This window comes from Candidatus Methylomirabilota bacterium, from assembly GCA_036001065.1.
Taxonomy (GTDB): Bacteria; Methylomirabilota; Methylomirabilia; order Rokubacteriales; family CSP1-6; genus MNEF01.
On record DASYUQ010000067.1, the window covers coordinates 13,588 to 31,813 of the forward strand.

The 18,226-nt window shown below is 69.9% G+C and carries 17 protein-coding genes; all 17 read right to left on the bottom strand.

Translation table 11 applies throughout. The annotated features are described in order from the left end of the window. Positions 1 to 102: 102 nt before the first annotated feature. The gene (locus VGV13_05810) at positions 103 to 1,380 is read right to left on the bottom strand and encodes a M20/M25/M40 family metallo-hydrolase (GenBank protein ID HEV8640596.1); all 1,278 of its coding nucleotides are present in this window, start codon (positions 1,378 to 1,380) and stop codon (positions 103 to 105) included. Continuing rightward, entirely contained in the window at positions 1,377 to 2,174 is a 798-nt protein-coding gene (locus VGV13_05815) for an ATP-binding cassette domain-containing protein (GenBank protein ID HEV8640597.1), read from the bottom strand. The genes VGV13_05810 and VGV13_05815 overlap by 4 nt, the downstream gene beginning before the upstream one ends. Further along, on the bottom strand, positions 2,171 to 2,953 hold the full coding sequence (locus VGV13_05820) for an ABC transporter permease subunit (protein HEV8640598.1): 783 nt from the start codon (positions 2,951 to 2,953) through the stop codon (positions 2,171 to 2,173). Before VGV13_05820 ends, VGV13_05815 begins: the two co-directional genes overlap by 4 nt. Before the next feature lie 10 nt (positions 2,954 to 2,963). Next, on the bottom strand, positions 2,964 to 3,929 hold the full coding sequence (locus VGV13_05825) for an ABC transporter substrate-binding protein (protein HEV8640599.1): 966 nt from the start codon (positions 3,927 to 3,929) through the stop codon (positions 2,964 to 2,966). Next, a complete protein-coding gene (locus tag VGV13_05830) occupies positions 3,926 to 6,280 on the bottom strand; it encodes a xanthine dehydrogenase family protein molybdopterin-binding subunit (protein ID HEV8640600.1) in 2,355 nt (784 codons plus the stop codon). Before VGV13_05830 ends, VGV13_05825 begins: the two co-directional genes overlap by 4 nt. Before the next feature lie 5 nt (positions 6,281 to 6,285). Continuing rightward, positions 6,286 to 8,589 carry a xanthine dehydrogenase family protein molybdopterin-binding subunit gene (locus VGV13_05835; protein HEV8640601.1) on the bottom strand — a complete coding sequence of 768 codons (2,304 nt, stop codon included), beginning with the start codon at positions 8,587 to 8,589 and terminating at the stop codon, positions 6,286 to 6,288. Between the two features lie 13 nt (positions 8,590 to 8,602). Further along, the gene (locus VGV13_05840; protein ID HEV8640602.1) at positions 8,603 to 8,896 is read right to left on the bottom strand and encodes a hypothetical protein; all 294 of its coding nucleotides are present in this window, start codon (positions 8,894 to 8,896) and stop codon (positions 8,603 to 8,605) included. Between the two features lie 3 nt (positions 8,897 to 8,899). After that, positions 8,900 to 9,658 (bottom strand): ABC transporter permease, encoded by a 759-nt coding sequence (locus VGV13_05845; protein HEV8640603.1) that lies wholly within the window; start codon positions 9,656 to 9,658, stop codon positions 8,900 to 8,902. Beyond that, a complete protein-coding gene (locus VGV13_05850; protein HEV8640604.1) occupies positions 9,655 to 10,458 on the bottom strand; it encodes an ABC transporter ATP-binding protein in 804 nt (267 codons plus the stop codon). Before VGV13_05850 ends, VGV13_05845 begins: the two co-directional genes overlap by 4 nt. 2 nt (positions 10,459 to 10,460) lie before the next feature. Then, entirely contained in the window at positions 10,461 to 11,216 is a 756-nt protein-coding gene (locus VGV13_05855) for an ABC transporter permease (GenBank protein ID HEV8640605.1), read from the bottom strand. Between the two features lie 207 nt (positions 11,217 to 11,423). After that, positions 11,424 to 12,425, bottom strand: coding sequence for an ABC transporter substrate-binding protein (locus VGV13_05860; GenBank protein HEV8640606.1), 1,002 nt, complete (start codon positions 12,423 to 12,425; stop codon positions 11,424 to 11,426). Further along, positions 12,425 to 12,919 (bottom strand): (2Fe-2S)-binding protein, encoded by a 495-nt coding sequence (locus VGV13_05865; GenBank protein ID HEV8640607.1) that lies wholly within the window; start codon positions 12,917 to 12,919, stop codon positions 12,425 to 12,427. Before VGV13_05865 ends, VGV13_05860 begins: the two co-directional genes overlap by 1 nt. Then, on the bottom strand, positions 12,916 to 13,794 hold the full coding sequence (locus VGV13_05870; protein ID HEV8640608.1) for a xanthine dehydrogenase family protein subunit M: 879 nt from the start codon (positions 13,792 to 13,794) through the stop codon (positions 12,916 to 12,918). Before VGV13_05870 ends, VGV13_05865 begins: the two co-directional genes overlap by 4 nt. Before the next feature lie 7 nt (positions 13,795 to 13,801). Then, complete coding sequence (locus VGV13_05875) at positions 13,802 to 15,208, bottom strand: UbiD family decarboxylase (GenBank protein ID HEV8640609.1); 1,407 nt, start codon at positions 15,206 to 15,208, stop codon at positions 13,802 to 13,804. 33 nt (positions 15,209 to 15,241) lie between these two features. Further along, positions 15,242 to 16,756: a tripartite tricarboxylate transporter permease gene (locus VGV13_05880; GenBank protein ID HEV8640610.1), complete on the bottom strand. Its 1,515-nt coding sequence runs from the start codon at positions 16,754 to 16,756 to the stop codon at positions 15,242 to 15,244. Between the two features lie 7 nt (positions 16,757 to 16,763). Continuing rightward, positions 16,764 to 17,216, bottom strand: a complete 453-nt coding sequence (locus VGV13_05885) for a tripartite tricarboxylate transporter TctB family protein (protein ID HEV8640611.1) — start codon at positions 17,214 to 17,216, stop codon at positions 16,764 to 16,766. Then, on the bottom strand, positions 17,216 to 18,196 hold the full coding sequence (locus VGV13_05890) for a tripartite tricarboxylate transporter substrate binding protein (protein HEV8640612.1): 981 nt from the start codon (positions 18,194 to 18,196) through the stop codon (positions 17,216 to 17,218). The genes VGV13_05885 and VGV13_05890 overlap by 1 nt, the downstream gene beginning before the upstream one ends. Positions 18,197 to 18,226 lie beyond the last annotated feature (30 nt).

Consider the following 18,226-nt stretch of genomic DNA (forward strand, 5'->3'; position numbering starts at 1 on the left):
GCCGGCGTGAGAGGCGAAGCAGCTTCGCCGCCGTCGTGCCGAGGATTTTGGCCTGGTCGGCGGTGGGCATCGGGCTCCCTCGCAGTCGGTTGGGTGTCGGTGTCAGCTCCGGTCCTGGGTGCAGAGATCGAGCGCGGTGAGGGCGTAGAGCTTGGCGCCGGTGACGAGATCGGCGACGCGCATGCCGAAGTTCCCGCCGCCCACGCTGATGCCGGGGCCGTAGGTCAGCGCCGGAATCCCCATCTCGTTGAAGACGTTGATGTCGCGCCACATGCTCGAGAACGGCGCCGCGGCGGGCTTCGGCGTGCCGCCGAGGAGGTGCTGGTGGGCGCGGGTGATGGCGCCCGCCAGGGGATCGACGTTCCGGGCTTCGTAGGCCCGGCGGTACACGTAGAGCTCCACCTCGCCGGCCAGCCCCGCGTCGGCCACGAGGCGCCGCAGCTCCTCCCGGATATCGAGCGGGTTCTGGACGGGCGTGATGCGCACGTCCACGTAGATCGCGCACTGCTGAACGGTCTTGGTGATCTTGTACGGCACGCCCCCGCGGATGGCGCCGATGTTCACCTTGGGCACCACGACGCCGCCCGGACACTCATAGCGATTCCGCCGCTCGTAGTCGTACGCCCAGCCGTCCAGCCGCTCGATCAGGCGGGCCATGCGCACGATGGCGTTGGGGCTCTTCTCCACCGGGGTGGGGCGGACGATGTAGGGCGTGTAGATCGGCAGATCGTCGCCGAACACCGTCATCTTGAAGAAGGCCTTGCCCGCCTCGACGCCGACCAGGCCGAAATCGGTCCCCTCGGCCACCAGGGCGAAGTCGGTGACGCCCCCGTGGGTGATGGCCCAGCGCGTGCCGGCCTCCTTGGCGACGTACTGCGGCGCCTGGAACTCGTCGACGGGCTCGAGACCGATCTCGCCGACCACCGCCATGAGCATGAGGTCGCCCTGCAGGGTGACGCCGCTGTCCCGCAGCGCTTTCGCCGCGATCAGCCAGGTGGCCATCGGCCCCTTGTCGTTGCAGATCCCGTTGCCGATCAGCATGTCCCCCTCGCGCCAGGCGGAGTGGAAGACCGGGTCGGCCGCGCGCCGGGTGGTCCAGATCTCTTCCTTGGCGATCGTGGTGTCCATGTGGCTGTTGAAGACGAGGCTGCGGCCCCGGCCCTGCCCGGGCAGCGTCGCGATCACGTTGAAGCGATCGGGGAAGAGGCCCACCCTCTTTGGAGCGAAGCCCTGACCCGCGAGCCAGTCGTAGACGTACTCGCCGACGGGCCCCTCCCGGCCGGTCGGGCTGTCGATGTTCCCGAGGTCCAGGGCGACCTTCACCAGCTCGTCGACGGCGATGCGGTCCAGGACTGCCTGCGCACCGGACTCTGTCTTCATCGGGATGCCTCCTCCGGTGCCCCCAGTTCGGGAGCGGGTTCGTTGGCGTGGATCATGCGCTGGATGACGGTGCGAAGGCGCGGCAGCTCCCCGGGCGGCCAGCGCTCGAGGTGAATATCGGCCAGGAGCCGGGCCGGCTTGCCGAAGACCAGGATCCGATCCCCCAGCTCGATGGCCTCCTCCAGTTGATGGGTGACCAGGACGGCCGTGTTGCCTTCCTTCCGCGCCAGCTCGACGAACGTCTGCCGGAGCGAGGCGGCCGTCACCTCGTCGAGGTGGCCGAAAGCCTCGTCGGCGAGCAGGAGCCCCGGCTGGATCGCGAACGCGCGGGCCAGGGCCACGCGCTGTCGCATCCCGCCCGAGAGCTCGTGCGGGAAGGCCCCCACGAACGGTCCGAGGCCAAGCCGGTCGAGCCACCTCCTGGCGCGCTCCGCTTGCTCGGCCGGGCCGTAGCCCAGAAGCTCCAGGCCGAGCCGCACGTTGTCGAGCGCGGTCCGCCACGGAAGCAGCCTGTCTTGTTGAAAGACAGCGGCCAGGTGGCCGCGAAAATGATGGAAGTCGTCATAGGGCATCCGGCCATCGATGGCGATCCGCCCCTCGGACGGGCGATCGAGCCCGATGAGCAGATTCAGAAAGGTGGACTTGCCGCAGCCCGTCTGGCCCACGATGGCCACCATCTCGCCCCGCGCGATGCGGAAGTCCAGGCGGTCGATGGCCACCACGGCCCCTCCGGTGCCGGTTTGATGGAAGACCTTGCGGACACGCTCGACCACGATCCCGTCGGGTGGAGTCATGTCCGCCAGCGGAGCATCCGCTCCTCGACGCGCGTGACGACCGCCTCGGCGGCGAACAGGATGGCCACCAGGACGAGCGTCCAGGCGAAGACGTCCGCCACCGAGAAGAGCTCCTGGGCGACGACGAGGCCGTAGCCGATCCCCGTCACCGCTCCCACCAGCTCGGCGATGGTCACGACCCGGATGGCCAGGCTCAGGTTGATCTTCCAGCTCGTCAGGATCACCGGCAGGGTCGCCGGCAGGATCAGCTTGGTGAAGAAATGGGTGCGTGACGGGCGGAAGGACCGGAGCATGTCCCGCAGCTCCCGGGGCACCCCTCTCATCCCGTCGAGGAAATCGATGAGAAAGACCGGGCCGCACACGACGATGAGCACGAACGCGATCCGGAATTCGACCCACTTGAACCAGAGCACGGCAAAAAGGATCCAGCACACGACGGGCACCGCCATGAGCAGCCGGACGATCGGCTTCCCATACCTCTCCACCCCCGTCGAGAGGTACATGGCGATGGCCAGGCCGAGGCCGAGCACGAACGAGAGCGCCAGGGCCACCGCCACCCTCGCCAGCGTGATGGCGATGAAGTCGGCCGGGAGGCCCAGCACACTCTTCCCGATCCGCGCCCAGCTCGGGATGACGAACGGCGGGACGAACTTCGAGAGGATCTCCCAGGCGATCGCCAGCGCGAGGAGGGAGACGACCATCTCCCGCGGAAAACGCAAGGGGGTCCTGGCCTCCAGAGCCTCCACGGTCTCCCCCATCACCGGCTTCGATTTTTCCATGGTCGCGCCCCTACGGCTGGTAGATCGCGCCCTCGTCCGGAAGCTTCGCCAGATACCCGTGATCGACCGCCACCTTGAACATGTCCCAGATCACGCGCCGCTCACCTTCCCAGACCGGCAGCACTTCGTACACGAGCCGGCCGGCGCTGACCGCCTCCTTGAACACGCCGGGCGGGAGCTTGACGGTGCCGGAGACGATGCGGTCGGCGTCGTCCAGGTTGGTCTGGATGAAGCGCTGCCCGTCCTGGAACATCCTGAGCAGGCGGAGCACGGCGTCGGGGCTGCGGCGCAGGAAGTCCTCGCGCATGGCGAGCACGAGCTGCCAGCCGTTGGTCCGGGCGATCGATCTCCAGGCCGTGTCGCCGGTGAGGATCACGCGGTACTGCGGATTGTCGCGGAGCGTGAGGGTGGCCGATGGCTCCCAGGTCATCGCCGCGTCGACCCGCTTGGCCTGCAGCTGGGTGCGCGCCAGCGGCGGCCCGGCCTGCACCACCGTGATGTCCTTACCGAAGACGAGGCCCTGCGCGCGCCCGTAGATCGAGAGGATCTGGTACTCCGAGGAGCCCATGTCGGCGGCGATCGACTTGCCCTTGAGGTCGGCGATGCTGCGCACGGCCGGGTCCGCCGTGATCACGGCCAGGGCGTTGAGCCGCGCGTACGTGAACACGGCCTTGATGGGGACTCCCTCGTTCCGCATCTTCTGGAGCACGTGCGGCCCCGCCACCGTCATATCGACCTCGCCGGTCGCCAGGGCCGCGTAAAACGCGGAGATCGCCCCGTAGGACTGCACCTCGAGGTCGATGCCATTCTTCCGATCGAGCCCCTGGTCCTTCACGACGTCCACCATCATCGTCACCAGGGAGGGGAAGGCCAGCCGGGCGATCTTGGCCCGAATCGGGGCCTCGGCCGGTGCCGGCCTCGTGATCAACGCCGAGGCCAGTGTGAGCGCGCTGAGCGCCATCCGCACCGTCATCATGGTTTCCTCCTCGCCTGATGGATCAGTCGGTAGAGACGGTCGGGCGAGAGCGGCAGCTCGTGCACCTCCACGCCCAGGGGGGCCAGCGCATCGGCCACGGCGTTGGCCACCGCGGCAGTCGCGCCGATCGTCCCTCCTTCGGCCATCCCCTTGAACCCGCTCACCGTCACCGCGGGCGGCGTCTCGGTGTGGACCACTTCGATGGCGGGCAGCTCCATCGTGGTCGGCAGCAGGTAGTCCATGAAGCTGGTGGTGAGCGGCTGGCCGGCATCGTCGTACACCACGTCCTCGTAAAGCGCGGCGCCGATCCCCTGGGCCACCGCCCCGTGGATCTGCCCCTCGACGATCATGGGATTGACCATGGTGCCGCAGTCCTCGCTCACCACGTAGCGGACGATGGCCACCTGCCCCGTCTCGGCGTCCACGTCCACGACGGCCACGTGCGTTCCGATGGAGAACGTCGCCGGCGGCGGGTCGTAGTACTGGGTCGCCTCCAGGGCGGGATCGACGCTCGCCGGCAAGGTGCCCGAGGCCGGCCGGTAGGCCAAGCGGGCCACCTCCGCCAGCGTGACCCTGCGCGCGGCCAGGCCCCGCACGAAGACCGCGCCGTCCTCCATCACGAGATCGCCGGGCGCCGCTTCCATCATGTGGGCGGCGATGGCGATGACCTTGTCGCGGACCCGGCGCGCGGCCAGGATGAGGGCGCCGCCACTCACCACCATGCTCCGGCTGCCAAACGAGCCGCTCCCGTAGGGACACCGCTCGGTATCCCCCTCCACGATCGACACCGCCGCCATCGGGACGCCGATCTCGTCGGCCAGCACCTGGGCCAGCGTGGTGGCGTGGCCCTGGCCCTGGGAGGCCGCGCTCACGAACCCGCGCACCTCCCCGGTGGGCTCGACGCGGACCGTCGCTGCGTCGTGACCCGCGACCTGGCTCATCCCCCGCCGCCGGAAGGTGCCCGAGCCCATGCCGGTGAACTCGGTGTAGGAGCAGAGACCGATGCCGCGATAGGTCGTCGGCGAGCTCCGCCGCCGGTCCTTCAGCAGCGCGTCGTACCCCGCCGCCTCCAGCGCGCGCTCGAGCGACTCGGTCGGGTTGCCGCTGTCGACGACCAGCCCGGAGGCGGTGGTGAACGGGACGTCGGTGGCGGCGATGAAGTTCCGGCGCCGGACCTCGGCTGGGTCGAGCCCCGTCCGGCGCGCCACCATGTCGACCAGGCGCTCCCGGACGAAGGTGCCGAGCGCCATGCCCACGCCGCGGTAGGCCCCGGCCGGACACTTGTTGGTGGCGACCGCATAGGCGTCGTAGCTGTACCCCTGGATCCGGTAGGGCCCCGGGATGATGCCCGCTGCCGTCACCGGCTCGAGCGCCGCGGTGACGGGGTACATGGAGTAGGCGCCGACATCGCAGATGAGGATGGCTCTGAATCCCAGAATGACGCCGTCGCCTGTCGCCGCCATCTCGATGTGGTTGACGTGCTCCCGGGCCTGGGCACAGGCCAGGAGGTTCTCGCGCCGGTCCTCGATCCACTTCACCGGCCGGCCCAGCCGCCGCGCGAGCAGACACACGATGATGTCCTCGGGGTAGAGATGCATCTTGGGCCCGAAGCCTCCGCCCACTGCCGGACAGATCACGCGGAGCCTCGACTCGGGCAGATCGAGCGCCTCGGCCAGACCGCTCCGCAGCAGATGGGGTGACTGGCTGGACGCCCACAGGGTGAGGATGCCCTCGGTGGCATCGAACGAGGCGAGCGCGCCCCGATTCTCCATCGGGGCCGAGGTGCAGCGAGCGTGGCGGAAGGTGTGGTTCAGCCGGAGCTCCGCCGCCGCGAACGCGCGCTCGACGGCGCCGTTGTCGAAGCGCGTGTGGAACAGGATGTTGTCCGAGAGATCGTCGTGGATCCGTTGGGCCCCGGGCCGCATGCTGAGCTCGGCATCAGTCAGCACCGGGAGCGGGTCGTACGTCACCCGCGCCTCCTCGAGCGCGTCCTCCGCCCGATAGCGATCCCGGGCGACGACCGCCACCACCGGCTCGCCGACGAAGCGCACCTTGTCCTGCGCGAGCGCGGGCCAGCCGCTCGTCTTGTAGCCGGGGCCGCTCATCTCGGCGCGGATCGGGCGGGCCAGCCGGGCGACGTCCTCACCGGTGAGAGCGGCCTCGACGCCCGGCGCCGCCAGCGCGGATCGCACGTCCACCTCGACCAGTCGAGCGTGAGCGTGCGGGCTCCGGAGAATGGCCACGCTCAGCGTCCCCGAGAGCCGCAGGTCATCCAGGTAGCGGGCCCGGCCGGTGAGGAGCTGGGGGTCCTCGCGCCGCTTCACGCGCGTGTTGACGTATCGTCGCGCCATGGCCCTCAGCGCTTCCGGCCGGCCCGGATGAGGGCCAGCACCCGGTCGGGCGAGAGCGGCAGCGTGGTCACGGACGCCTCGAACGGCGCCAGGGCGTCGGCGACGGCATTCGCGATCGCGGCGCCGACGCCCGAGCTGCCGCCTTCGCCCGCCCCCTTCACGCCGAGGGGGTTCAGCGGCGTGGGGGTCTCCTCGAGGATCTTGACGACGGTCGCCTCGGGCATCTCCATGGCGGTGGGGAGCAGGTAGTCCATGAAGGTGGTGGTCAAGAGCTGGCCCTGCTCGTCGTAGACGAGCTCCTCCAGGAGCGCTCCGCCGATGCCCTGGGCCAGCGCCCCGACGAGCTGCCCGTCGACGATCATCGGGTTGATCGCCTTGCCCACGTCGTAGGCGATGACGTACTTGCGCAGCCGCACCTGACCGGTCTCGGCGTCGACCTCCACGACCGCCACGTGGGTGCCGTACGGGTACGTCATCTTCGGCGCCTCGAAGAAGTGCGTGGCGACGAGCCCGGGCTCCATGCCGGGCGGACCCGGCACCGCCGCACGGGCCAGCTCGCGAAAGGACACCGCGCGGTCGGGCACGCCGCGAACGTGGACCGCCCCGCCCTCGAGCACGAGGTCCTCGGTGTGGATCTCGAGCAGGCTCGCGGCCACCCGGAGGATCTTGGCCTTGAGCTTGCGGCTCGCCTCCAGCGCCGCGGGGCCCGCCACCGAGGCGCCGCGGCTGGCGAACCCGCCGACGCCGAAGGGGACGAGCGCGCTGTCGCCGTGGATCACGGTGATCGCTTCGGGCGGCACGCCGAGCTCCTGGGCGCAGATCTGGGCCAGCGTGGTCTCCAGCCCCTGCCCGACGGCGGCCGCTCCCGAGTAGAGGACCACGTGACCCGAGCCGTCGACCTCGACACGGCCGTATTCCCACGGGCCCAGGCCGGCCTTCTCGACGACGCACCCCACGCCGATGCCCAGATAGCGCCCGTCGCGCCGCCCGGCCGCCTGCTCGGCCCGCACCGCCTTGTAGTCGACGGCGGCGAGCGCCGTTTCGAACGCGCTGCGATAGTCGCCGCAGTCATAGACCGTCTGCTGGCCGAGGGAGGCGCCGCCCACCTCGTACGGCATCTCGTCCGGCTCGATGAAGTTGCGCCGGCGCACCTCCACGGGGTCCACGCCCAGCGCCTTGGCCACCAGATCGACCAGACGCTCGCGCACGAACGTGCACTCGTACCGGCCCGGCCCCCGATACGTCCCGGTGGGCGTCTTGTTCGTGAGCACGCAGAGGGCCTCGCACGAGTAGTGGGGGATCCGGTACGGCCCGGGCAGCAGCGCCGCCGTCAGCTCGGGCACGATCACGCCGTGTGTTCGGATGTAGGCGCCGAGGTCCGCCAGGAAGCGGTCGGCCAGGGCCAGGATGGTGCCGTCGCGGTTGACGCCGATCTCGATCTCGTGAAACTGCTGCCGCGAATGGTTGGTGGCCATCAGGTGTTCGCGTCGGTCCTCCACCCACTGGATGGCCCGGCCCAGACGCATCGCCGCCCACGGGATCACGAAGTCTTCGGGGTAGAACTCTCCGCGGACCCCGAAGCCGCCGCCGACCTCCAGCTCGACGAACCGGATCAGGTGCTCCGGATGACCGAGGAGATCGGCGAGGACCCGCCGATTGAAGTGCGGCACCTTGGCCACGCCCCAGATCGTGAGCACGCGGGTCCCACCGTCCCAGGCGGCCACCAGCCCGCGGGTCTCCAGCGGCACTCCCGTGTGGCGCTGCACGGCGAAGCTCTCGCGGACTCGCACCGGCGCGGCGGCGAGCGCTCGCATCGCATCGCCGGTGTGGGTGGACAGCCGGTCCACGATGTTGCCGCTGATGGCGTCGTGGAGCACGGGGGCGCCGGGCTCGACGGCGCGGCGACAGTCGGCGACCGGCGCCAGCGGCTCGTAGTCCACCCGGATCAGCTCCAGCGCGTCCTCGGCCAGGTAGCGACTCTCGGCGATGACCACGGCCACCGGCTCGCCCACGTAGCGCACCTTCTCGGTGGCGAGGGGGGGCTGCAGGCAGGCGATCAGGCTCGGACGGGGGCCGAGGCGCACGGGGATCCGTCCGACGCCGGCCAGGTCCCGTCCCGTGATGACCGCCGCCACGCCGGCCAGGCCCCGGGCCGCCTCCGCCTGGATCGTCCCCAGCCGGGCGTGCGCATGCGGAGAGCGCAGCACGGCGGCGTGCAGCATGGCGGGGAGGCGGAAGTCGGCCGCGTACTTTCCGCGTCCGGTGAGGAGTCGGCGGTCCTCCTTTCGCCGGATCGAGGCCCCGATCATCGGAGTCGCCATGTCAACAGGTCGAGCTCAGGTGAAAGGCGCGCGTCGCGTTGTCGCCCAGGATCGCGGCCTGGGCCTCCATCAGCGGGCCGAAGACCCCGTGGTCGATCCCGTGCGCGCCCAGGAACCGCGTGTGGAGGTCGAGCGTGTAGAGCGCCGGGAGGAGCGGCCGGGTCGGAGCCTCGTCGCCGATCCGCAGGCTCGGCTCGGGGCCGTCGAGCACGCGGACGCCATAGCGGTCGGGATGGCGCCGGGCGGCGTCGAGGGCGTGCGGAGAGAGGTAATGGAGGTGGATGTCAACGGTCATGACTCACTTCCAGCGGATCAGCGCCCGGTCGAGGGCCTGGGCGAGCTGCGACGTCACCACCGCGATGAGCAGGACCGTGAGGATGACCGCGTAGAGGTGCGTGACGAGGAACGTGTTGCCGTAGTAGATCAGACGCTCCCCCAGCCCGATCAGCGAGATGAGCATCTCGCCCACGACCATCCCCTTGACCGCCTGGATGGCGCCGAGCCGAAGACCGAGCATGACCGCGGGCAGCGCGGCCGGCAGACAGATCCGCCAGAAGAGCGCCAGCTCGCCCGCGCCGAACAGGCGCGCCATGTCGATGAGCGAGCGGTCCGTTCCCCGGACCCCCGTCATCGTATTCACGACGATGACGAAGAACGAGAACATGAACACCGTGGCGGCGACCACGGTATCGCGGATGCCGAAGAGGGCGATGAGGACCGGCACCAGCGCCGACAGCGGCGCCGACATCAGGACGTTGATCGGACCGTCGAAGAAGTAGCGCACGGCGGCGAAGCGGCCCATTGCCAGGCCGAGGGCGAGGCCGAGGACGGCCGCCGGCCCGAAGCCCCTGACCAGCGAGCGGAGGCTGGACGAGGCGGCCCCCAGCAGCGTCCCGTCGACGACCAGCCTCCACCACACCACCGCCACCTCGGAGACGGGCGGGATGAACAGCGATACTTGAAGTCGGCCGAGAAGCTCCCAGGCGCCGAGCAGCGCGGCCACCGCGACCAGCGCGGTCCGGCTCAGATCCGAGTCGGCGGCGTCCGGCCCGCTCACTGGAGCTTCCTCAGAATCTTCCACAGGTCATCCACCAGGCGGGTGAACTCCACGCTGGAGCGGACGTCGCTGGTCTCGCGCGGCCGGGCTAGTGGGACGTCGAGGACCTGGTGGACGCGGCCGGGCCGCGCGCTCAGGACGACGACCCGATCGGAAAGATAGATGGCCTCCTCCATGCTGTGCGTGACGAACACCACGGTCTTCCGCTCCTCCGACCACAGCGCCAGCAGGTCGTCCTGGAAGAGGCGCCGGGTCTGCTCGTCGATGGAGGCGAACGGCTCGTCCATCAGGAGCGTCTGGGGATTGACGGCCAGCGCGCGCGCCAGCCCCACCCGCTGCTGCATGCCGCCGGAGAGCTGGGCCGGATAGGCCTGGCCGAAACCGGCCAGGCCGACCTTGTCGACGTACCGGAGGGCGATCAGTTCGCGCTCCGCCCGGGGCACCCCGTGCAGCAGCAGCCCGAACTCGACGTTCCGCTGGACCGTCGCCCACGGCAGCAGGGCGAAGTCCTGGAAGACCATGCTGCTCTCCCGGCCCGGGCGCTCGACGGGCCGGTTCCCGATGAGGACCCGGCCCCCGTCGGCGCGCACGAGCCCTCCGATGATCTTCAGAAGCGTCGTCTTGCCGCATCCGCTCGGTCCGATCAGGGTGACGAACTCGCCGGCGCCGATCCGGAGGCGGACCTCGGCGAGGGCCGACACGTCGCCGAACCGCTTCGAGACGCCGTCGACGACGATCTCGACGGGCGCGGGGGCCGGGGCACCGACGCCGGCGGCCGCAGTCGCTCCTGACGAAGCCACCCTCAAGCCCGCCAGCGGAGGAGCCGCGCCTCGAGCCGTCCGAGCAGCGTCAGCGCTCCGACCGCGAGGATCAGGGTCCACAGGACCGTGGCGAACATCCGGTCGTGCTCGAACATGGAGCGGGAGGCCATGATGAGGCGACCGAGGCCGAACGGCGACAGCAGCAGCTCGGCGATGATGAGGCCGACGAATGCGCGCGAGAGGCCATAGCGGAGGCCGGCCAGGATCATGGGCAGCGCGCTGGGCAGCACGATGCGGGTGAAGAGCTGGGCCCCGGAAGCGTCGAACGACCGGGCCATCTCCACCAGGCGCGGCTGGACGTCCCGCACCCCGCCGTACGCGTTCATGGCCATGAACGGCACGCTGAACACGAACACGATGACCGCCGAGGAGACGATGTTGATACCGAACGTGAGGATGACGAGCGGAATGAGGGCGGCCGTCGGCAGGGCGATGAGGAGGTCGAAGTAGACGCGGGCGACCCGCCCGATCGGTCGCGCCACCCCCATGAGGAGGCCGAACGGCACGCCGAACAGCGTCGCCGCGCCCAATCCGAGCAGCAGCGACTGCGCGCTGGTCAGCGTAGCGGTCGGGAGCGCTCCGGAGCCGAGCAGCTCCCCCAGCGCTCCCAGTGTGGCCAGCGGGGAGGGAAAGTTGAAGCTGATCCGGACGCGGGCCGCCCACTCCCAGAGCGCCAGGAAGGCCACCAGCGAGGCGGCCCTGAGCACCAGCAGGAGCACGCGGCTCTCGCGACTCACCAGGGCGCCATCTGGGAAGTCATGTCAACGATCGTCGCGGTCGCGGGGCCGACGGGCTGGTGCGGCAGGGGTCGGCGGGACCCGTTCCCGCACGCTGGCCACGGGCCCCGCGTGCCGAGGTGGAGCCCAGCCGCAACGGGGCTGCGGACGCGTGCCGCGTGGTCCCGCGATCCCTGCCGCACCAGCCCGTCGGCCCCGCCGCCAACACTACGGCCTGCCGAGCTCCCTGAGCACCGCTTCCAGGGGCGCGATGTCGAAGAAGGCCTCCGGCTTCCACTTGGCGACGGGCCCGCTCAGATTGCCGGTGGCGACCTGGAAGCTCAGGTTCTCGAGGACCCCGGGGCCCCGCATGCGACCGATGCCGCCGTTGACGTCGAAGATCTTCACCAGCGCTCGGAGCTGGGCCTCGAGCTTGGCGTCGTCGATCTCCTTCAAGGCCTGGCCGCGCTCCCGAACCCAGAAGCGGGGATCCCGGACGCCCTGGCGGTACGACTCCAGAATCCGCCGCACGAGCTTCCGGACGACCTCCGGCTCGCGCTTGGCGAAGTCGGCGTGAATGACCAGCAAGCTCGACGAGACCGGCTGATCGGTGAAGTCCACCAGGACGTGGAACTTGCCGGGCGCGCGCTCGTTCACGACCTGGGCGGCCGACAGGTCGAAGGCGGCGGCGGCCACCGCCCCTCGGAGGAGGGCCTCCGCGCGCGCGGGCGAGCCTTCGGGAATGAAGACGAAGTCGGGCTGGACCCCGGGCTGGGTCTGGAGATAGAACTCGAGGAGCGACTGCACCGTGGATTTCGGCGAGTGGGAGGCCAGGCGCACGCCGCTCAGGGCCCTGACGGAGGCAAGCTCCTTCTTGGCCATCACCACGAACTCCGGCCGCGACAGCTCCATCACGCCGCGGACCGGGGCGCCCTTCTCCACGGCCGGATAGAACGGGGCGAAGCCCGTGCCCACCTGGCCCTGGCCCTCGATGACGGCGAGCATGGCCGCCTCGGGGGAGCGCAGGTCCTTGACCGTGACCGCGATGTTGTCCTCCCGCTCGAGGAGCCGGAGCCCGACGATCATCGGAAGGTTCACCACCCGGGTGACGGTGGTGATCAGCGTGAGCTGCCCGCGTTCCGCGGCGGCGCCGAGGGTCGCCGGCTGGCTCCCGAGGAAAGCCGCCAGCGCGGCCGCGGCGACGACGACCATCCGTTTCACCTGTCCCATCACGTCCTCCTTCCCGCGGGAGCCGACGCGAGCTTCTCGGCCGCCGCCCGGGCCGCGATCACGATGTTGTGGTAGCCGGTGCAGCGGCACAGATTGCCCGAGATCGCCTCGCGGATCTCGGCCTCCGACGGCCGGGGCGTTTCCTTGAGAAAGCAGTAGAGGGTCAACAGGAAGCCCGGCGTGCAGAAGCCGCACTGGAGCCCGTGGTGCTCCCAGAAGGCCTCCTGGATCGGATGGAGATTGTCGCCGTCCGCCAGCCCTTCCACGGTGAGAATGCTGGCGCCCTCGAGCTGCACGGCGAAGAGCAGACACGATCGCACCGCCTCGCCGTTCACCACCACGGTGCAGGCCCCGCACACACCGTGCTCGCACCCCAGATGGGTGCCGGTGAGATCCAGGTCTTCCCGCAAGAAGTCGGCCAGCGTCTTGCGGACCTCCACGGTCCTCTCGTAGGGCTGGTCGTTGACGCTCAGGCGGATGGTCCGCTCCTTCATCCCTCCCCCCCTCTCGCCCGCTCGGCGGCGCGCGTCAGCGCGCGCCGGGTCAGGACGCCCGCCAGGTGCTTGCGGTACTCGCTGGATGCATGCAGATCGCTGTCGGGTTCGAGAGTCTCCGACACGCGCCGGCCGACCTCCTGGAACGCCTCCGTCGAGGGCCTCTGGCCCACGAGCACGCGCGTCGCCGCGGCCGCCACCACCGGCGTCGGCCCCACCCCGGTCAGGGCGATGACGGCGTCCGTGCAGGCGCCGGCCCCGTCCAGCGTGAGCGCGGCCGCCACGCCGACGAGGGCGAAGTCTCCGTGCCGGCGGCTGACCTCGACGAACGCGTGCCCCGTGCGCGAGCGCCGGGCCGGCAGACGGACGCCGACCAGCAGCTCGAACGGCTGGAGAGCCGTGGTGAGATACCCCACGAAGAAACGCTCGGGGGCCATGACGCGCTCGCCGTCGGGACCCCGCACCACGAGCTGGCCACCGAGCGCCGCCACGATGGCGGGCAGCTCCGCGGCCGGGTCGGCGTGGGCCAGGCTTCCGCCGATGGTGCCGCGATTGCGGATCTGGACGTGGCCGACCTGCGGCATGGCCTCGGCCAGGAGCGGGCAACGGTCGCGGACGAGCGCCGAGCGCTCGACGGCGCGCTGTCGCGTCATGGCCCCGATGGCCAGCCAGCCGTCCTCCTCGCGGATCCCGACCAGCTCCGGGATTCCGTTCAGATCGATGAGATAGCGCGGGCGGGCCAGGCGAAAGTTCATGAGGGGGACCAGGCTCTGCCCCCCGGCCAGGACCTTGGCCTGCTCGCGGTGCTCGCCGAGCAGGGTGAGCGCTTCCTCCACTGACGCGGGCACGAAATACTCGAACGGCGGCGGCTTCATGATCTCCTCAGGCCATCGCCGCCAGCCGCTCGAGCAGCGCCTGGAGCGCGGGATCGCCGGCGCCCTGGGGCTTGACCCGCTCGAACTCGGCGCGCTCCTTCTTGCGCCAGAGCGGGGGCCGGGTGGCGTCGATGGCCATCTTCCCGCCCACCCGCATGACCGTGACCTCCGAGCGGTCCACGTTGGGAGCGGAGATGTCCAGAGGGTGGATCCGCTCGTGCGGGATGACGATGACGTCGCGCTCGGGATTCACCCGGGTCGAGATCGCCCAGAACACCTCGCGGGGGTCGTAGATGTCGACGTCCTCGTCGACGGCGATGGCGATCTTGGGATGCAGGTAGGGGCTGGAGAGCACGCCGAGCAGGATGTCGCGGGCCTGGCCGTCCCAGCGCGGCGTCATCTGCACGAACACCGTGAACATGGTGACCCAGGGCGGGATGTAGACGTCGTGAACCTCGGAGTGCCCGTGGATCTCGCGGAGCCTCCGATACAGGCTCGCCTCCATGGGCACCGAGACGAGCGGCTGGTGGTCGGTGAACACCGTCGCCTGCATGTGCCGGTAGATGGCGTCCCGGCGCCGGGTGACGGCGGTCACCTCGAAGACCGGCGCCGGGCCCTCGGCGCCCTTGCTGTAGCCGGTGAACTCGCCGAACGGGCCTTCGGGCTCCCGCACCCCCGGCGGCACGATGCCCTCGATGACGATCTCGGCCTGCGCGGGGACCTCGAGGTCGATGGTCTCGCACTTGACCAGCTCGAGCGTCTCGCCCAGGACGCCCGCCCCCATCTCGAATTCGTCGTAGCCCTCGTGACGGCCGCTGAAGTTGGCCAGGATCTCGTAGCCGGGATGCAGGCCGATGGCGAAGGCCATGGGGGCCGCCTCGCCGCGCTCCTGGTACTTCATGAGGTGGGCCCAGTTGTGGCGGGCCGCCATCCAGAAGCCCATCTTCCGCGGACCCTTCACCAGCGCGCGGATGATGGCTTCGTTCCGGATCCCGGTCTCGGGGTCCTTGGTGATGGTGATACCCGAGCCGAGGTAGCGGCCGGCGTCGCCTTCGGAATGGATGGGGATCGGCAGCTTGGTGATGTCGGCGGCGTCGCCGATCAGCTTGACCTCCTTGCACGGCCCGTCGGCGACGATCTTCGACTGCCCGGGCACGCGACTGAACATCCGATCGGACAGATCCCGGACCACGTTCTTCGGGGTGGTGCCCAGGGCCAGCGCCTGCCGCGCGCGGTCCTTGACCAGAATGTCGCAGAGCTTCCAGCCCGGGAATCCCTTGAGGCGGTTCAACACGAGGGGACGGGGGCTGGCGGAGCACAGCGCCCCCGCCTGGGTGATGGGGTCGACCTCGTCATCGATCTGGATGAGATCTTTCCCGAGGGCCTCGAGGAAGTCTCGGAGGTTCAGGGGCATGGGTTATCTCCTTTTGCGTACCGAGATCGTGGATCAGGTCCCGCCCAGCGCTCCCGCCAGCCGCAAGGCCGTCCGCAGGCGCGGGGCCACCAGGGGCAGGAGAACCACCACGAGCGCCGCCCCCAGGAAGCCGGCGGCGATGGGATGCGTGAGGAAGATCGTCAGGCTGCCGCGCGAGAGCAGCAGCGATTGTCTGATGGATTCCTCCGCCATGCGGCCCAGCACGAAGGCGAGCACGAGCGGCATCGGCTCGTACCCGAATTTCTTCAGGAGGTAGCCGAGACCCCCGAAGGCCAGCATGACGATGACGTCCCAGACGTTGGCTGACACGGTGTAGACCCCGATTATGCAGAAGAGCAGGATCAGGGGAAAGAGCACGCCGTAGGGAATTTTTAGTAGCTGGACCCACAGCCCGATCAGCGGAAGGTTCAGCACCAGCAGCATGACGTTGCCCACGTACATGCTGGCGATGACGCCCCAGAAGATCTCCGGATGCTCCCTGATCAGCAGCGGACCGGGCTGGATGCCGTGGACGAGCAAGGCGCCCAGCAGCACCGCCATGACCACGTTCGGCGGGATGCCCAGCGTGAGGAGGGGAATCATCGACCCGCCGGCGGCGGCGTTGTTGGCCGATTCGGGGGCCGCCACGCCCGCGATGGCACCGGCGCCGAACCTTTCGGGGTGCCGGGAGATCCGCTTCTCCAGCGCATAGGAGAGGAAGGGGGGGATGATCGCGCCGATGCCCGGCAGGATGCCGAGGAAGAAGCCCAGGAGGCTGCCGCGCGCGATGGGAGCGGCGGACTCCTTCCACTGCTGTCGGCTGGGCAGCAGGCCCTTGATCTGGGCCTTGAAGACCTCCTGGCGCACCCCCTTCTCGACATTGAGCAGCACCTCGGCAATGCCGAACAGCCCCATGATCATCGGCACCAGCCCCAGACCATCCATCAGGGTGATGCTCCCGTAGGTGAACCGCGGCGTGGCCGTGACGGGGTCGAGCCCGACCGTCCCCAGACAGAGGCCCAGCAGGGCCATGGCCGCGGCCTTGAGCTTCGACGCCCCGGCGAGATACGTGACCATCGTGAAGCCCAGCGCCAGCAGGCCGAAGATCTCCGGGGGCCCGAAACGCAACGCCACCGAGGCCAGAGGCGGTCCCAGAAGCATGATGCCGAGGACGCTGGCGGTGCCGGCGATGAACGAGCCGAAGGCGGCGATCCCCAGGGCCGGACCCGCCAGCCCTTGACGCGCCATCTGGTGTCCGTCCAGGCACGTCACCACGGAGGCCGCCTCACCGGGAATGTTCGCGAGAATCGAGGTGGTGGAGCCTCCGTACATGGCGCCGTAGTAGATCCCGGCCATCATGATGATCGAGGCCGTGGGGCTCATCCCGTAGGTGATCGGAAACAGGATGGACATCGTGGCCACCGGGCCGATGCCCGGCAGGACACCGATGAGGGTCCCGATGAAGACGCCCCCGAAGCAGGCCAGCAGATTGTGCGGGTGCAGGCTGACCGAGAAGCCGTAGAGGACGCTCGGGAGGATGGGCTCCACGGAGCCCTCAGAATCCCCACGGGCCCGACGGCAGCTGGACGCCCAGCCACATCTTGAACACCACGTAGGTCAGGACCGCGGTCGTGACCGATAGGGCGACCGAGACCACCCAGGGCTGCGGCTCGGCGGCCCGAAACAGGAAGGCGAGAAACAGGAACGTCGTCGCCAGGAACCCCAGCGGCTCCAGCGCGAAGGCGTAGGCCACCCCCGCCAGCAGCGTCCCTACGGCCCTGGCCCGGTGCGCCGGTTCCAGGGTCGTCGGGGCGGTCGTCGGCCTCCCTCGCGGCGGCAGCGCCAGGAGCGCGAGGGAGACCAGACACAGAGCCACCGCCAGCCAGAAGGGGAAAAACCCAGGCCCCGGGCGGCTCGGCTCGCCGACCGTCAGCCTGGCCGCCTCGACGGCGCCGGCGAGGCCGAAGAGCAGGAGGACCGCCGCGGCCACCCGCTCCCGCGTCGGCATCACTTCTTGCCGATCCCCAGCCGGGCCACGACCTTCTTCACCGCCTCGTGCTCGCTCTCCACGAGCTTGCGGGTCGCCTCGGGGTCACGGTGATCCACGAGCATCCCGGCCTTCTCGACCGCCGCGACCACGGCGGGGTCCTTCATGGTCTTGTCGAGCGCACGAGCGAGCTTGTCGACGATCTCCCGGGAGGTCTTGGCCGGGACGTAGAGGCCCATCCAGATGTTCAGCGACGCCTCGGGGAACCCCTTCTCGGCCATCGTCGGCACGTCGGGAAATGCCGGCACCCGCTTGGGCGCGGTGATGACCAGCGGCACCAGATCGCCCGACCTGATCAGCGGCGCCAGCGAGCTCAGGCCGCTGGAGGCCACGGTGACGTGTCCGCCCATGATGGCGTTCTTGACCGGTCCGGTGCCCTGGAACGGAACGTGGGTGATGTCGAGGCCGTAGGCGAGCTTGAAGAGCTCCATGGTGAAGAACGACACGGTCCCCAGGCCCGCCGAGCCGTAGCTCAGCTTGCCCGGGTTCTTCTTCGCGTACTCGACGAACTCCTCGAGCGTCTTCCAGGAGCCGCCGGCCCTGGCGGTGATGACCCCGATATCGGACATGTAGCTGCCGACCGGGGCGAAGTCGGACGGCCGGTAGGGCAGGTCGGGCTGGATGGCGGTGATGATCGTCAGCGTCGAGTTCGTCGTCGCGTACACCGTGTAGCCGTCCAGCCTGCCCTTCGCGACATGGTCCGCGCCGAGCGCGCCGCCGCCGCCGGGCTTGTTCACGAGCACCACGGGCACGCCGAGGTTCGCCGAGAGCTGGGGCTGGACGATGCGGGCCGCGGTGTCGGCGGGACCGCCGGGCGGGAACGGGATGATGAACTCGAGGGGGCGGCTGGGGTAGTCCGACTCCGCGCCGAGCCGGCCCCCGCCGAGTGCCGTCAGCGCCAGGGTCAGCAGGGCCACGGGGACAACGGGATTTCTCCGCATGGTGCTCCTCCTTTTATCGGAGGGGGCGAC

What these genes read in the sequence shown, in the direction of transcription:
- VGV13_05810 (HEV8640596.1), bottom strand. Translation starts at nt 1,380, where the DNA reads ATGAAGACAGAGTCCGGTGCGCAGGCAGTCCTGGACCGCATCGCCGTC.
- VGV13_05815 (HEV8640597.1), bottom strand. Translation starts at nt 2,174, where the DNA reads ATGACTCCACCCGACGGGATCGTGGTCGAGCGTGTCCGCAAGGTCTTC.
- VGV13_05820 (HEV8640598.1), bottom strand. Translation starts at nt 2,953, where the DNA reads ATGGAAAAATCGAAGCCGGTGATGGGGGAGACCGTGGAGGCTCTGGAG.
- VGV13_05825 (HEV8640599.1), bottom strand. Translation starts at nt 3,929, where the DNA reads ATGATGACGGTGCGGATGGCGCTCAGCGCGCTCACACTGGCCTCGGCG.
- VGV13_05830 (HEV8640600.1), bottom strand. Translation starts at nt 6,280, where the DNA reads ATGGCGCGACGATACGTCAACACGCGCGTGAAGCGGCGCGAGGACCCC.
- VGV13_05835 (HEV8640601.1), bottom strand. Translation starts at nt 8,589, where the DNA reads ATGATCGGGGCCTCGATCCGGCGAAAGGAGGACCGCCGACTCCTCACC.
- VGV13_05840 (HEV8640602.1), bottom strand. Translation starts at nt 8,896, where the DNA reads ATGACCGTTGACATCCACCTCCATTACCTCTCTCCGCACGCCCTCGAC.
- VGV13_05860 (HEV8640606.1), bottom strand. Translation starts at nt 12,425, where the DNA reads ATGGGACAGGTGAAACGGATGGTCGTCGTCGCCGCGGCCGCGCTGGCG.
- VGV13_05865 (HEV8640607.1), bottom strand. Translation starts at nt 12,919, where the DNA reads ATGAAGGAGCGGACCATCCGCCTGAGCGTCAACGACCAGCCCTACGAG.
- VGV13_05870 (HEV8640608.1), bottom strand. Translation starts at nt 13,794, where the DNA reads ATGAAGCCGCCGCCGTTCGAGTATTTCGTGCCCGCGTCAGTGGAGGAA.
- VGV13_05875 (HEV8640609.1), bottom strand. Translation starts at nt 15,208, where the DNA reads ATGCCCCTGAACCTCCGAGACTTCCTCGAGGCCCTCGGGAAAGATCTC.
- VGV13_05885 (HEV8640611.1), bottom strand. Translation starts at nt 17,216, where the DNA reads ATGCCGACGCGGGAGCGGGTGGCCGCGGCGGTCCTCCTGCTCTTCGGC.
- VGV13_05890 (HEV8640612.1), bottom strand. Translation starts at nt 18,196, where the DNA reads ATGCGGAGAAATCCCGTTGTCCCCGTGGCCCTGCTGACCCTGGCGCTG.